The sequence below is a fragment of the Deltaproteobacteria bacterium genome, assembly GCA_016210005.1.
GTDB lineage: Bacteria > Desulfobacterota > Binatia > HRBIN30 > JACQVA1 > JACQVA1.
Genome location: JACQVA010000222.1, coordinates 19,014 through 32,098, shown reverse-complemented (window position 1 = coordinate 32,098; position 13,085 = coordinate 19,014). Strand labels below are relative to the sequence as shown.

16 protein-coding genes are annotated in these 13,085 nt (G+C 65.9%); all 16 read left to right on the top strand.

Going from position 1 to position 13,085, the window contains the following annotated elements; all coding sequences use genetic code 11:
- Positions 1 to 478: 478 nt before the first annotated feature.
- A complete protein-coding gene (locus HY699_21370; GenBank protein MBI4518359.1) occupies positions 479 to 1,849 on the top strand; it encodes a replication-associated recombination protein A in 1,371 nt (456 codons plus the stop codon).
- Positions 1,850 to 2,009: 160 nt separating this feature from the next.
- The gene (locus HY699_21365) at positions 2,010 to 2,480 is read left to right on the top strand and encodes an OB-fold domain-containing protein (protein ID MBI4518358.1); all 471 of its coding nucleotides are present in this window, start codon (positions 2,010 to 2,012) and stop codon (positions 2,478 to 2,480) included.
- 74 nt (positions 2,481 to 2,554) lie between these two features.
- On the top strand, positions 2,555 to 3,055 hold the full coding sequence (locus tag HY699_21360) for a Zn-ribbon domain-containing OB-fold protein (GenBank protein ID MBI4518357.1): 501 nt from the start codon (positions 2,555 to 2,557) through the stop codon (positions 3,053 to 3,055).
- Between the two features lie 7 nt (positions 3,056 to 3,062).
- A complete protein-coding gene (locus HY699_21355) occupies positions 3,063 to 4,187 on the top strand; it encodes a lipid-transfer protein (GenBank protein MBI4518356.1) in 1,125 nt (374 codons plus the stop codon).
- Positions 4,184 to 5,335, top strand: coding sequence for a thiolase domain-containing protein (locus HY699_21350; GenBank protein ID MBI4518355.1), 1,152 nt, complete (start codon positions 4,184 to 4,186; stop codon positions 5,333 to 5,335). Before HY699_21355 ends, HY699_21350 begins: the two co-directional genes overlap by 4 nt.
- Positions 5,336 to 5,357: 22 nt before the next feature.
- On the top strand, positions 5,358 to 6,170 hold the full coding sequence (locus HY699_21345) for a crotonase/enoyl-CoA hydratase family protein (protein MBI4518354.1): 813 nt from the start codon (positions 5,358 to 5,360) through the stop codon (positions 6,168 to 6,170).
- A gap of 65 nt (positions 6,171 to 6,235) precedes the next feature.
- Complete coding sequence (locus HY699_21340; GenBank protein ID MBI4518353.1) at positions 6,236 to 7,588, top strand: DUF1329 domain-containing protein; 1,353 nt, start codon at positions 6,236 to 6,238, stop codon at positions 7,586 to 7,588.
- A gap of 54 nt (positions 7,589 to 7,642) precedes the next feature.
- The gene (locus HY699_21335) at positions 7,643 to 7,837 is read left to right on the top strand and encodes a ferredoxin (protein MBI4518352.1); all 195 of its coding nucleotides are present in this window, start codon (positions 7,643 to 7,645) and stop codon (positions 7,835 to 7,837) included.
- 67 nt (positions 7,838 to 7,904) lie between these two features.
- Positions 7,905 to 8,225: a rhodanese gene (locus HY699_21330; protein MBI4518351.1), complete on the top strand. Its 321-nt coding sequence runs from the start codon at positions 7,905 to 7,907 to the stop codon at positions 8,223 to 8,225.
- A complete protein-coding gene (locus tag HY699_21325; protein ID MBI4518350.1) occupies positions 8,209 to 8,421 on the top strand; it encodes a hypothetical protein in 213 nt (70 codons plus the stop codon). Before HY699_21330 ends, HY699_21325 begins: the two co-directional genes overlap by 17 nt.
- Before the next feature lie 87 nt (positions 8,422 to 8,508).
- Complete coding sequence (locus HY699_21320) at positions 8,509 to 8,826, top strand: hypothetical protein (protein MBI4518349.1); 318 nt, start codon at positions 8,509 to 8,511, stop codon at positions 8,824 to 8,826.
- A gap of 184 nt (positions 8,827 to 9,010) precedes the next feature.
- Positions 9,011 to 10,597: an AAA family ATPase gene (locus HY699_21315; protein ID MBI4518348.1), complete on the top strand. Its 1,587-nt coding sequence runs from the start codon at positions 9,011 to 9,013 to the stop codon at positions 10,595 to 10,597.
- Positions 10,598 to 10,702: 105 nt separating this feature from the next.
- Positions 10,703 to 10,987: an HU family DNA-binding protein gene (locus HY699_21310; protein ID MBI4518347.1), complete on the top strand. Its 285-nt coding sequence runs from the start codon at positions 10,703 to 10,705 to the stop codon at positions 10,985 to 10,987.
- Positions 10,988 to 11,200: 213 nt separating this feature from the next.
- Positions 11,201 to 11,587, top strand: a complete 387-nt coding sequence (locus tag HY699_21305) for a hypothetical protein (GenBank protein ID MBI4518346.1) — start codon at positions 11,201 to 11,203, stop codon at positions 11,585 to 11,587.
- Positions 11,588 to 11,758: 171 nt separating this feature from the next.
- Complete coding sequence (locus HY699_21300; protein ID MBI4518345.1) at positions 11,759 to 12,358, top strand: dephospho-CoA kinase; 600 nt, start codon at positions 11,759 to 11,761, stop codon at positions 12,356 to 12,358.
- Positions 12,334 to 13,020, top strand: a complete 687-nt coding sequence (locus tag HY699_21295; protein ID MBI4518344.1) for an HAD family hydrolase — start codon at positions 12,334 to 12,336, stop codon at positions 13,018 to 13,020. The genes HY699_21300 and HY699_21295 overlap by 25 nt, the downstream gene beginning before the upstream one ends.
- The last annotated feature ends 65 nt before the right edge of the window (positions 13,021 to 13,085 follow it).

Here is a 13,085-nt window from a genome sequence, read left to right as displayed (position 1 = left end):
TTTCCCTCCGTCATTCCCGCGAAGGCGGGAATCCATCCGGAGCCCCACCGCCCCTGGATGCCCGCCCCACGCCTTCGCGGGGGCAGGCTCTAAGGATTGCGGGCATGACGGAATACCCCTGTCGAGCTTTGGGTTGCGGGCTTCAGCCCGCGCTGAGCCTCTCGGGTGAATTCAACGATGTGCCAGCGGGCGCGAGCAAGGGGCGGGAGCACCGCTCCCGCCCTCAGAAGGTCGAGCGAACGGCGCCATTCTTGAGGGGTGGAGCATTGCTCCGTAATCCGGCGCTAAGCGCGGGCGGCCTTGTAGGGCGGGGCTTCCAGGCCCCGCCTGGGTAGGGAGCGGCGCGGGATGGAACCCGCGCGCCACAACGACGATCGGAGCTTCCACCAGATTTTAGCGCCGGATTAAGGATTGCTCCACCCCTTTGGACTTTGGACCTTGGACCAACTATGGGGAAGTCATGCCCAGACGCTCCCCGATGCGCGGCGGCGGCCCGGACCTCTTTGCCGCCGAGGCCGAGCGTACCCGCCAGCGCGAGGCGCCGTTGGCCGACCGGATGCGCCCATACCGCCTCGAAGAGGTGGTCGGCCAGCAGCACCTGGTGGCACCGGGGCGGCTGCTGCGCGAGATGATCGACGGCCAGCGGCTGCACTCGTTGATCTTCTGGGGCCCGCCCGGCAGCGGCAAGACGACGCTGGCCCTGTTGATTGCCCATTCGACCCAGTGCCACTTCGTCCACTTCTCCGCCGTGCTCTCCGGCGTCAAAGAACTTCGCCAAGTGATTGAGGAGGCGCACGACGCCCTGCGCTACCATGGCCAGCGCACGATCCTGTTCGTCGATGAGATTCACCGCTTCAACAAGGCGCAGCAAGATGCCTTTCTGCCCCATGTCGAAGACGGCTCGATCGTGCTCATCGGCGCCACCACCGAGAATCCGTCGTTCGAGGTCATCGCGCCGCTGCTGTCGCGCTGCTCGGTGCTGGTGCTGCAAGCGCTCTCGGAGCAGGACCTTGCTGCTTTGATCGATCGGGCGCTGTCCGACAGCGAGCGCGGCCTGGGCCAACGGCGCCTGTCCATCGAGCCGGCGGCGCGCGCTTTCATTGCAGCTCAGGCGCACGGCGACGCGCGCTCGGCGCTCAACATCATCGAGGCGGCCGCGGATCTTGCCGGGCGCGCCGGCACGGCCACGATCACGTTGCCACAGGCCGAGGAGGCGGCCCAGCACCGGGCCTTGCTTTACGACAAAGCCGGCGAGGAGCACTACAACGTCATCTCGGCTTTCATCAAGAGTCTGCGCGGCAGCGACCCCGACGCGGCGGTGTACTGGCTGATGCGCATGCTCGAGGCCGGTGAGGATCCGCTGTTTGTCGCTCGCCGCATGATCATCTTCGCGGCCGAGGATGTCGGCAATGCCGATCCGCGCGCCCTCCAGATCGCCGTCGCCGCCAAAGATGCATTCCACTTCGTCGGCCTGCCGGAAGGACGCATTCCGCTGGCGCAAGCGGTCACCTACCTAGCGTGCGCACCGAAATCGAACGCCGCTTACAAGGCCATGCTGGCCGCCGCCGCGGATGTCAAAGAGCACGGGGCGCTGGCGGTGCCGCTGCACCTGCGCAACGCGCCGACGCCCCTGATGAAGGGGCTGGGGTACGGGCGTGATTACAAGTACGCTCATGACTACGACGAGCACGTGGTCGCACAGCAGCATCTGCCCGATCAACTCCGCCAGCGGCACTACTACGAGCCAACGGACATCGGCGAGGAGCGCAACATTAAAGAACGCCTGGGGCGCTGGCGTGCCAAGACCGCCACGCCGGTGGCGAGCAGCAAGCCGGCGGCGAAGCGGTAACGAGTCCGCTCCACCCGTTCTTGACGAACAAACGTTAGTTGAGCTACATCCGCGGTCGCATGAGACAGCACGGTAACGGCTCGCCCTGGTTAGTCGTTTCGCCCCTGGGCCGTAACCGCCGCGATCAGTGCAATCGAACGTCGTGCCCGGAGATCACACCATGAGCACACCGGCGACCGCAGAACCCATCGCCCCAATGCGCCAGCAGCTGGTGATGGAGTTCCCGTACAAGCACTCCACCGGCGAGACCATCGGCCGCTTCCTGGCTGGCCTCAAGGAACAGAAGAAGATCTGGGGGCAGCGGGTGGCCGGCCAGGGCGTGGTCGTGCCGCCGGTGGGCTATTCCGAACTCGACGGCTCGGGCGGCGGCGAGTGGGTCGAGGTCAAAGACACCGGCGTCATCACTGCGTGCGCCATCGTGCACCACCCGGTCGAGAAGCTGCACCCGTGCTCGTCCCCGTTCGCTTTCGTGCTGGTCAAGCTCGACGGCGCCGACACCGCGCTGGCGCACGTCGTTAAGGGCGACCTCGATAAGGTCAAGGTCGGCGCACGGGTGGCGGCGGTGTGGGCGGCGGACGAGGCGCGTCAGGGTAGCATCCGCGACCTGGAGTGCTTTCGAGTCACCGGTTGAGCCGAGGGCAAGTGGTGGGGATCAAGGGCCGGTGAGTGAGTCTTCAGTCGGGGAAACAGTCGGGGAAGATGGCTATGAATGAACCACCGAAAGAGCCGGTGAAATACGTCCAGTCGCACGTGTACCTGCCCTATCACTACGTCGCCGGCGACTACCGCGCCCGCTACCTGCGGGCGTTGAAGGACAAGAAGATCCTCGGCTCGAAGTGCTCGCGGACCGGCAAGGTCTTCGTGCCGCCGCTGCTCAACTCGCCCGAGAGTTTCGCCCCCGCCACCGAGTTCGTCGAGGTTGCCGACAAGGGCGTGATCACTACTTTCTGCATCGTCAACATCCCGGTGATCGGGCGCGACTTGCAAATCCCCTACGTGGCCGCCTCGGTGGCGCTCGACGGCGCGGCGCTGTCGATCTTCGCGCTGATACTCGAAGTACAACCCGAAGCCGTGCGCATGGGGATGCGGGTCGAGGCGGTGTGGAAACCCGACGGCGAGCGCCACGGCGATCACGAAGACATCATGTACTTCCGCCCGACCGGCGAGCCGGACGAGCCGATGGAATCGTTCATCCGCCGACTGTGAGCATGCCATGAGTAAGTTGCGAAACGTGGCCGTGGTGGGCTTTGCGCAGGCGCCGATCGTCGCCTGCGACGAGCACCACACGGCGCAAGAAATGCTCTACCCGCAAGTGCGCCGCGCGCTGGCCGACTGCGGCGTCGAGCGCGACGCCATCGACTACCAGGTGGCGGGCTCGGCCGACTACATCGACGGCCGGCCGTTCGGCTTCGTCGCCGCCCTCGACGTCATGGGCTCGTGGCCGCCGCGCCAGGACCTCCACCTCGAAATGGACGCCGCCTTCGCCGCCTACTACGCCTGGCTGCGCATGCAGGCGGGCGACTGCGATAGCGCCATGGTGGTCGGCTACGGCAAGGTCTCCGAGGGCAGCCCCGAGCACGTGCTCAACCTGCAACTCGAGCCCTACTACCTGGCGGCGATCGGCCTCGACGTGAAATCGACCGCCGCACTGCAAGCCAGCGCTTACATGGCGCGCAGCGGCGCCACCGATGATGATCTGGCCGAGATCGCCGCACATAACCGCGCCGCCGGTGCCCGCAATCCCGATGCCCAAGTGCGCCAGGCGGCCACGGCGGAGGAGCTGCGCCGGACGCCGTGGGCGGTGCAACCGCTGCGTACCGGCTACCTGCCGCCGGTGGGCGAGAGCGCGGTGTGTCTGATCTTGGCCGCCGAGGGCAAGGCGGAAAAGCTGTGCTCACAACCGGTGTGGATCCACGGCCTCGATCAGCGTGCCGAGATGCAGGCGCTGGGCGGGCGCGACTTGAGCCGCAGCGCGAGCACGGCCTTAGCGGCGCAGAAGGCGCTGGCCATGGCCGGCCTGTCGCGGGCCGACGAGGTCGACCTGCTCGAGCTGTCGGCGGCAACTCCGGCCGAGGAAATGATTGTGCGTGAAGCGATGGGACTCGACGCCAAAGGCTCGACCCGGCCGGCGATCAATCCCTCGGGTGGACCGCTCACCGGCCACCCGATCTTGATGACCGGCCTAATTCGCCTCGGCGAGGTGTTCCGCCAGCTCAGCGGCGGCGCCGGGGCGCACGCGGTGGCCGGCGCCCGGCGCGGCATCGCCCATGCCTCCCAAGGGCATTGTCTGCAACACAACCTCGTATTCGTTCTCGGCCGTGAGCGGAGGTGGTCATGAAGCGCCCGGTGGCGGTGGTCGGAGTCGGCCAAACTCATCACGGCTCGCGCCGGGCCGATGTCAGCATCGCCGGCCTGGTGCGCGAAGCGGTTGATCGGGCGCTGCTCGATGCCGGCTTGGAACATAAGGACATCGACGCGATCGTCTTCGGCAAGGCTCCGGACATGCTCGAAGGCGTCATGCAGCCCGAGCAGTTCCTCGTCGGTGCCGTCGGCGGGCACCTCAAGCCGGTGATCCGCGTGCACACCGCCGGCTCGGTCGGCGCCTCCACCGCCCTGACGGCGGTGACCCATGTGGCCTCCGGCCTGTTCGAGCGGGTGCTGACGATCGCGTTCGAGAAGCAGTCCGAAGGCAACGCGATGTGGGCGCTGTCGCCGAACATGCCGTTCGTGGCGCCGCTGGTGGCGGGTGCCGGCGGCTACTTTGCGCCTTACGTGCGTGCCTACATCGCCCGCAGCGGCGCGCCGCCGCACATCGGCCCGATGATCGCGGCCAACGCGCGCGACAACGCCACCCGCAACGAGTACGCCCACCTGCGCGAGCCCATCACGGTCGAGGACGTGATGAACTCGCCGATGTTATGGGACCCGATCCGCTACCTCGATACCTGCCCCTCGTCGGACGGGGCGATTGCCATGATCGTGGCCAGCGAGGCCACCGCCAAGAAAGGCCCGCGCCGGCCGGCGTGGGTGAAATCGGGTTACTCGTACGCCGAAGCGATGTGGGTGCCGGGACGCGATCAAGTGAGTCCGCGCGCCGGCAAGGTCTGCGTCAAGGCCGTCTACGACGGCGCCGGTATCACCGACCCGTGGAACCAGATCGATGTGGCCGAGATCTACGTGCCGTTTTCGTGGTTCGAGGCGATGTGGCTGGAGAACCTCGGCTTCTGCGACGTCGGCGAGGGTTGGAAGGTCGTCGATCGCGGCGAGCAGAGATTCGGCGCCCAGCTGCCGATCAATCCGTCAGGCGGCGTGCTCTGCAGCAACCCGATCGGGGCCTCCGGCATGCTGCGCTTGGGCGAAGCCGCGTTGCAGGTGATGGGGCGCGCCGGCGCCCATCAGGTCGAGGGCGCCAAGACCGCGCTCGGCCACGCTTACGGCGGTGGGGCGCAGTACTTCGCCATCTGGATCGTCAGTAGCGAGTTGTAACCACCGCTTGTGAGTTGATTCGATGTCTGAACCTGCGGCCCTGTACGAGAAGAACGATCACGTTGCCGTGGTCACCATGAACCGGCCCGAGGTGCGCAACGCCCTCAACGCCGAGATGCTGTGCCGGCTGGCCGATGCCTGGCAAGACCTCCAGGACGACCCCGAGGTGCGCGTCGCGATCCTCACCGGTGCGGGCGAGAATGCCTTCTGCGCCGGCGCCGATCTCGACCGCCTGGTGCGCATGATGCAGGGCCTGCGGCCACCCGAGACCGAATTCGATCAGCGCATCATCAACGACTACTCGCTGATCTACAAAGGCCTGCTGCGCAACTTCGAGGTCAGCAAGCCCATCATCGCCGCCATCAAGGGCTTCTGCGTCGCCGGCGGAACCGAGATCTTGCAGGCCACCGATATCCGCATTGCCGCCGACAACGCCCGCTTTGCGATCGCTGAGGTCAAGTGGAGCTTGTTCCCGATGGGCGGCTCGACCGCCCGCTTGGCGCGCCAGATCCCGTTCTGCAATGCGATGGAAATCCTGCTCACCGGCGAGCAGTTCTCGGCCGACGAAGCGCGGCGCGTGGGGCTGATCAACAAAGTCGTGCCGCCGGCACAAGTCATGCCCGAGGCCCGGCGCTACGCCGAGATCATCGCCGCCAACGGGCCGTTGGCGGTGCAAGCCGTCAAGCGCTCGGTGCTGGCTGGCTTGGGGCGCCCGACGGCCGAGGCGCTGGAGAAAGAGATGGAGATCGGCATTCCGGTCTCGATGTCGGAAGACGCCAAGGAAGGTACCAAAGCGTTCAAAGAGAAGCGTAAACCGGTGTTCAAAGGCCGATGACTAGCCGGCCGTTACTCGGTGGGCGTTGAACGCGCCCGCCGCTGAGTCACGAAAGAGGTCACTCCATGATGAGAAGACTCTTCGCTCGTTCCATCGCTCTGTTTCTGGTGATGTCACTTGCCCAAGCAGGTGCCGGCGGCGCGCAGGCAACGCCGGAAGAAGTCGCCCCCGGGCTCAAGCTCGGCGACATGCTCGATCAGAGCAATTATCAGCTGGCCAAGGAGCTGCTGCCGCCGGAGCTGCTCAAACACTACCAGACCGGGGAATATCGCAATCGCATCGTCGCCTATCCGACCGGCAATCTGCATTGGGAAAAGGCTTGGGAAGAGGCCTCCAAACAAAACGTTACCCAGCTCGATGTCGATGGCCGCGGTACCATCATCGACAAGAGCACGGGCAAGCAACCCGGCTACTACTACGGCATCCCCTTCCCCAACATCGACCCCAATGATCCCAAGGCGGCGCTCAAGATCGTCTGGAATCAGTTCCTCGCTTATTGGGCAGGCGGCAACTCCTACAACAAGACCCTGGTCGCCATGCTCAACCCCAAGGGAATCGAACGCGCCATTGTCGCCGACGGGTGGTTCAATTTCCTCGACGGCCAGAGCGAGAAGTACCGCCAGGTGAACCCGCTGAACCTGCAGAGCCAGTTCTTGGGCGTGTCGCTCCAGCCAGCGGACTTGCAAGGCACGGCCTCGCTGTCGTGGCGCTATCGCGAAGCCGACAAGCGTGACTCGGTGTGGGCGTTCATCCCGGCGCTGCGCCGGGTGCGCGCGGTCAGCCCGGCCAATCGCTCGGATGGATACTTGGGCTCGGACATCAGCGGCGACGACGGCTTCGCCTTTGACGGTAAGCCGGAAGATTTCGAGTGGAAGCTCGTCGGCCAACGCGACGCGCTGCGCTACGTTGACCCCGAGTCGGTCGTCACACCGGTCAAGATCGCAGCCGTGCCCGGCGGGGGTTGGAGCACGCTGACCTACGCCAACACGCCCTCGACCGGCTTTCAGGTTCCCGGCTGGAGCGGTATTTCCTGGGCCCCGGCGGGGTTGGCGCTGGCCAAGCGGCGCTTCTGGGTGGTCGAGGCCATTCCGCGCGACAAGTACTACCTCTACGGGCGCATTGAGCTGTGGGTCGACGCGGAGACGTGGGATGGCACCTGGAACCGAAAATTCAGCTGGAACGGCGAGCTGATCAACTCGTACGTGCTCGGCGCGCGGGTAAATCATCGCGCCAGTGAAGGTGACGCCGGTGAGTGGTTGCCGGCGGCGACCATGGCCTATGCGTGCGCGGAGAACGTCAAAGCTAACCGCGCCACTGTCAGCGGCTTGCGGGCGGACCCGCAAGCGCCATTCTACCGCCGCGTACCGCTGGCGCCGGAGCTGTTCGACTCCAGCGCACTGACGCGTTTTGGGAAGTAGGGCGGCGCTGGCACTGATCGTAGCCGGCGCGGCGGCGGGGAGGGCAGGCTCTTGATGAAGATCGTGGTTGACTACGACCGTTGCGAAGGCAACGCGGTGTGCGTGAAGATGTGCCCCGAGGTTTTCATCGTCGGCGACGATGATCGTGCGCGACTGCTCGTTGCCGACCCCGACGAGGCGCTGCGCGCCAAGGTCGAGGCCGCTGTGCGCCGTTGCCCGCGACAGGCTTTGTCGCTCGCCGCCGCGTAGTGCCCGTCTTCGTTGATCGCGCGGGGCCGCACTTGCCGAACACGTCCTTCTTGCTACCTTGTTCGCCATGTTGGCCGCAATCAGTCCGCCAGAGCTCAAGCAGCGGCTCGACCGCGGCGATGACGTTGTGGTGCTCGATGTGCGCGAGCCGGAAGAAGTGGCGCTGGCGCAGGTGCCCGGGTCGATTCACATCCCGCTGACCGAACTGCCCGGCCGATTGCATGAGCTCGATCCCGGGCGCGAGATCGTGGTCCTATGCCACCATGGCATCCGCAGTGCCAATGTGGCGGCTTTCTTGGCCCAGCGTGACTTCGAGCACGTCAGCAACCTCGCTGGCGGCATCGACCGCTGGTCGCAAACGGTGGACCCCGGTGTTCCGCGCTACTGAGTTGAGCCGGCGACTGTCAGGTCTGCGCGTGGTTGTGGCCGGTTCTCTGCTACTGTTGCTCGCGCTCAGCGGCGGCTGCAGTCAAGCCGATGAGCCCATCGTGGCGGCGCCGGCGGCGATAGCGCCGCAGCTGGCGCCGCTGCCAGCCACGCCCATGTTCCGCAATCTCGGCAAGCGTGGCGAGGCGTCGCTGTGAGCCAGCGGAGGCTGGGTCGCCGGCCGAGCCCAGGTTCCACTTTCCTGCCGCTGACTGCGCTGAGCCGGGGCTGATCAGTTACGGCCGATGCCCGACTTCCGCCATCGCCTGCCACGCCAACATCAGCGGGTCTACGACCGCAGCAATACGATTCCGGCGATCCCTTTGCGGGTCACTCCGCTCCTGGCGCAAGCCACGGTGTCGTTGGCTCAGGCATTGGCGTGGGGACAGCAGCCGGCGATCGAGCGGCTGGCCCAGGCGGTCAGCAGCGAGATCTGCGCAGCGTTGCAGGTGCCGCCGGTACGCGCGTGCGCGTGCGTGGCACACGCCCGTCCGGCCGGCGCGGCGAGCTGCACGGCCTCTACCGCCCCGGCGCACAGCACGACCAAATCGAGGTATGGATGATGTGACGGCCAAGCGCGGGCAGGTGGTGGCGTCGGCCTGACAGTACACAGTACTGTCAGACTGGTGAGGATTTGCCCGGTCGGCTGCACGTTACCCACAGATTTGTCGCACACCCCGACCGGCGCGAGCGGCAATTCCGTAGTGCATTATGCCGGCAGCTGCGCTAGTGTGCCCATGATCCGGGATGGTTGAGGCACGAATTGAGATCACGGACGACCTGGACTTGTTGCTGGCAGTGTTCCCGCCGCGGATTCGCCAGCAGCTCGAGGTCGCGCCGCAATTCGCCACGCTGATCGAGGTGGTGCTCGACCTCGGCCGCCAGCCCGAGGCCCGCTTTCCCGCCGGCGTGTGGCCGCTGGGCGACGGGCAGGTGGCGCGCGAGGACCTCGACTTCATGATCGCCCGCGTCGGCGCCTTCACACGCGACAACCGTGCCGGCATCGAGCGCACCCTGCACCGCATCTCAGCGCTGCGCAATCGTTTTGGGGAAGTCATTGGTCTGACCTGCCGGGTCGGCCGGGCGGTGTACGGCACGGTCGAGATCGTGCGCGACGTCATCGAGTCGAGCCAGAGCGTGCTCATTCTGGGTCGCCCCGGAGTCGGGAAGACCACGCTGCTGCGCGAGGCGGCGCGGGTGCTGGCCGATGATATGGGCCGGCGCGTGGTGATCGTCGACACCTCGAACGAAATCGCCGGCGACGGCGATATCCCGCACCCGGGGATCGGGCGCGCGCGCCGCATGCAGGTGCCGACGCCGGAGCTGCAACACGCGGTGATGATTGAGGCGGTGGAAAACCACATGCCGGAAGTGGTGGTGATCGACGAGATCGGCACTGAAGCCGAGGCGCTGGCGGCTAGAACCATCGCCGAACGCGGGGTGCAACTGATCGCCACCGCACACGGCAACAGCCTCGAGAACCTGATCGCCAATCCGACCTTGGCGGACCTAATCGGCGGGATTCAATCAGTCACGCTCAGTGATGAAGAAGCCCGCCGCCGCCGCACGCAGAAGACCGTGCTGGAACGTAAGGCCCCACCGACCTTCGATGTCCTCATCGAGATCCACAGCCAGGAACGCTTTGCCGTCCACCCCGAAGTCGCCACCGTGGTTGACGCCCTGTTGCGTCAGGCCCCGGCCCGGCCCGAACTGCGGGTGCGGCGCGCCGACGGCGGCGTCGACCGTGAAGTGCCACCCCCAGAAGTGCCGGTGCCGAGCGCGCATGCCCACGAGCCCGCCGCCGGGCCACGCCGCCCGGTGCGTATATTCCCCTATGCCATCAGCCGCGAACGGCTCGAGCGGGCGATCCGCGAGCTCGGTGTTCAAGCCTGCGTGTGCCAGCAGGTACGCGATGCCGACGTCGTCCTGACCCTGCGCGCGCTGGCGCGTAAGCACCCGAAAAAGCTGCGGGAACTGATGACCCACAACGTCCCGGTCCACGCCGTCAATGCCAACACCAGCAGTAAGCTGATGGAGTGCCTGCGGGAGTACTTCGAGATCCCGGCTCCCGAACTTGACCCGGAGCACGAGGCGGCCTTGCGAGAGGCGGAAGAAGCCATCGCTAATGCCATCGCCGAGCGCCGCCCGGTCGAGCTCGGACCGCAGAACGCCTACGTTCGCCGCCTACAGCATCAGTTGGCGGAAGCCTACGGTCTGCAATCCGAGAGCGTTGGCGACCAACCCGTGCGCCGGGTGCGTATTCGACCCGGCCGGGCAGCGCCGGGGGGCGGGCGCCGGCGTTTTTTTGCAGTTTCCCGACACGATTTTGCTTGACAGAGGCAGTCAAATCGTTGCAACTATACGCTGGTTTTTTTGGGATGTTTCATGGACGCGTATGACCTGGCACCAATGAGTGCCTGAAAGAGGGGAGGACGGTTGATGACGAAGTCGCAGTTGGTCCAGAAACTGGCCGAATCGGCTGACCTGGCGAAGAAGCAGGCCGACGCTGTGCTCGACGGCTTGGTGAAGACCATCGTCGGGTCGCTCAAGAAAGGGGACCCGGTGAAGATTCCAGGGTTGGGCACTTTCCGCAAGGTGCAGACCAAGGCGCGCATGGGTCGCAACCCGCAAACCGGCGAGGCGATCAAGATCCCCGCGCGTAAGAAGGTTCGCTTCACGGTCGCCAAGCCGCTGAAGGAAGCCGTACTCGGCGCCAAGAAATAACGGTTCCCGGCGCCAGGCGCCGGGCCGCCGCGTGCCACAAGCTCCCGCCCCGATCGCAAGCAGATCGGGGAGGGGAGCTGTGTGTCATGGGCGACCTGCCGGCGCGTGATTAGCCGCGGCGGCATCCCGGCGCAGTTTTTTTCATTTGGCTAGGACAACGGGATGAGTCATCCTGGCGGCCAACCGAATTAAGCCGTAAGGAGAGCTATCGCGATGAATGACCGCTCATTTGGCCTTTTCGAGCCTGACGCATTGCTGCCGGCGCAGTTTTACGCCGCGTTTCGTGGCGGCTCCAGCGTCTCGGGGGAAAAGCGGCTGATGCTGGCGGTTCTCCAAGACGCGCTCGATTGCTACCAGAAGTACGCCTTCGCCAAGGACGGGCCCGGCCAGCAGATGTTTGCCGATGCCGAAGATTGGATCGGTGACGACGACCGCACCTGGTACTTCTCGTTTGAGAACATCTGCGAGATTCTGGAGATCAACCCCGAGTATCTCCGCCGGGGGGTTCAGCGGTGGCGCGAGCGCGCTGCAAACGGCGGCGTTGTCCGGACCCCGCGGGCAACCGTGGCGCTTAGCGAACCACTGCGGGCCGTCGGCTGAAATCAGTTCGGCCTCCGCGGGGCCGCGCCTTGCGGTGAACGGGCGCGCATATGCCCGCTCACACCTTGGCTCGCCGGTCGTTTCTAGCAGCAACCCCGCCGCACTCGCCATACTCGTAGCCGGCCGGCAACGAAGTGGACGCGCTGTCCGCGTTCGGCTAAGCACGACAGCATGCGCACGATCGGGCTCACGGGTGGTATCGGTTCAGGCAAGAGCGCGGTGGCGAAGATCCTTGGGCAACTCGGCGCCGAAGTGATTAACGCGGACCTCGTTGGTCACGAGGTGTATCGTCCAGGCACGGAAGGCTGGCGGCGGGTTGTCGCGGCATTCGGGGAGGACATTGTCGCTGCCGACGCTACCATCGATCGCCGGCGGCTGGGCGCCCTCGTGTTCGCCGATCCGGCGGCGCTCGAGCGGCTGAACGCGATCGTCCACCCGCTGATCTTCCAAGAAATCAAGCGGCGCATAGCCGCCCGGCGGGCGGCGGGTTTTGCGCTTCCCATTGTCGTCGAGGCCGCCGTGCTCATCGAAGCCAACTGGTTAGCGCTGGTGGACGAGGTGTGGCTGGTCGTGGCCAGCCGCGAGGCTGTGCAGACGCGCCTGCGAGCCGACCGCGGTATGAACGCTGCACAGGTAACGGCGCGCATCGAGGCGCAGCTCAGCACCGAGGAGCGCCGTCGCTATGCCGACGTGGTCATCGAGAACAACGGCTCACTCGCCGAACTCGAAGCCCGCGTTGGCGCCGCATGGAAGCAGGGGATAGCCGCCTGACTATCCGCGCCGTCATCTTCGATCTCGACGGAACCATCGCCGACTCGGTCGAGTTGTTCTATGGCTTCGCCTGCGAGATCGCGACCGATCTGGACCTGCCGCCGCCGGAACGTGAGGCGGTGTACGAGCTCATGCGCACCGGGCGATCGAATTTCACGCAGTTGCTGCCCGGCGACGTTCCACAGGAGACGATCAACGCAGCCTTTGCCGCGCGCGGGCCGCAATGGCTCCGCCGCTACCACGAAGACACCCGGCCGATCCCCGGCAGCGTGGAAGCGCTCCGGACGATCCATAAAACCGGGCTGATGCTGGGCATTGCCACGTCATCCGGCCGCGACGTGCCGTTTCTGCAGCGCTGGGGAGTGCGCAGCCTGTTTGCTGCCATTGTAGGGCGCGAGGATGTGGTGCAGCGCAAACCCGCACCGGAGGTGATTATCCGTTGCCTCGATCAGATGGCAGCAACCCCGTCGGAGGTCATCTATGTCGGCGATTCCCCCATCGACATACAAGCCGGGAAGGCTGCCGGCGTGGGTACGGTTGGGGTTCTCAGTGGTACCAGCTCACGCGCGGTGCTAGCGGTTGAGCGCCCCGACGCGATCGTCCAGAGCCTGATTGAGCTGCCTGATTTGCTAGCGACCTCCGCCTGGTCCCGGCGCGCTTGACAGGCAGCCGGTCCAAGTCATAGTAGCTGTCATTGGGAAAATGGGGGCAGCCCCGAGGAGGAGAG

What these genes read in the sequence shown, in the direction of transcription:
- HY699_21300 (MBI4518345.1), top strand. Translation starts at nt 11,759, where the DNA reads ATGCGCACGATCGGGCTCACGGGTGGTATCGGTTCAGGCAAGAGCGCG.
- HY699_21335 (MBI4518352.1), top strand. Translation starts at nt 7,643, where the DNA reads ATGAAGATCGTGGTTGACTACGACCGTTGCGAAGGCAACGCGGTGTGC.
- HY699_21330 (MBI4518351.1), top strand. Translation starts at nt 7,905, where the DNA reads ATGTTGGCCGCAATCAGTCCGCCAGAGCTCAAGCAGCGGCTCGACCGC.
- HY699_21360 (MBI4518357.1), top strand. Translation starts at nt 2,555, where the DNA reads ATGAATGAACCACCGAAAGAGCCGGTGAAATACGTCCAGTCGCACGTG.
- HY699_21295 (MBI4518344.1), top strand. Translation starts at nt 12,334, where the DNA reads ATGGAAGCAGGGGATAGCCGCCTGACTATCCGCGCCGTCATCTTCGAT.
- HY699_21305 (MBI4518346.1), top strand. Translation starts at nt 11,201, where the DNA reads ATGAATGACCGCTCATTTGGCCTTTTCGAGCCTGACGCATTGCTGCCG.
- HY699_21370 (MBI4518359.1), top strand. Translation starts at nt 479, where the DNA reads ATGCGCGGCGGCGGCCCGGACCTCTTTGCCGCCGAGGCCGAGCGTACC.
- HY699_21320 (MBI4518349.1), top strand. Translation starts at nt 8,509, where the DNA reads ATGCCCGACTTCCGCCATCGCCTGCCACGCCAACATCAGCGGGTCTAC.
- HY699_21310 (MBI4518347.1), top strand. Translation starts at nt 10,703, where the DNA reads ATGACGAAGTCGCAGTTGGTCCAGAAACTGGCCGAATCGGCTGACCTG.
- HY699_21345 (MBI4518354.1), top strand. Translation starts at nt 5,358, where the DNA reads ATGTCTGAACCTGCGGCCCTGTACGAGAAGAACGATCACGTTGCCGTG.
- HY699_21340 (MBI4518353.1), top strand. Translation starts at nt 6,236, where the DNA reads ATGATGAGAAGACTCTTCGCTCGTTCCATCGCTCTGTTTCTGGTGATG.
- HY699_21355 (MBI4518356.1), top strand. Translation starts at nt 3,063, where the DNA reads ATGAGTAAGTTGCGAAACGTGGCCGTGGTGGGCTTTGCGCAGGCGCCG.
- HY699_21350 (MBI4518355.1), top strand. Translation starts at nt 4,184, where the DNA reads ATGAAGCGCCCGGTGGCGGTGGTCGGAGTCGGCCAAACTCATCACGGC.
- HY699_21365 (MBI4518358.1), top strand. Translation starts at nt 2,010, where the DNA reads ATGAGCACACCGGCGACCGCAGAACCCATCGCCCCAATGCGCCAGCAG.
- HY699_21315 (MBI4518348.1), top strand. Translation starts at nt 9,011, where the DNA reads ATGGTTGAGGCACGAATTGAGATCACGGACGACCTGGACTTGTTGCTG.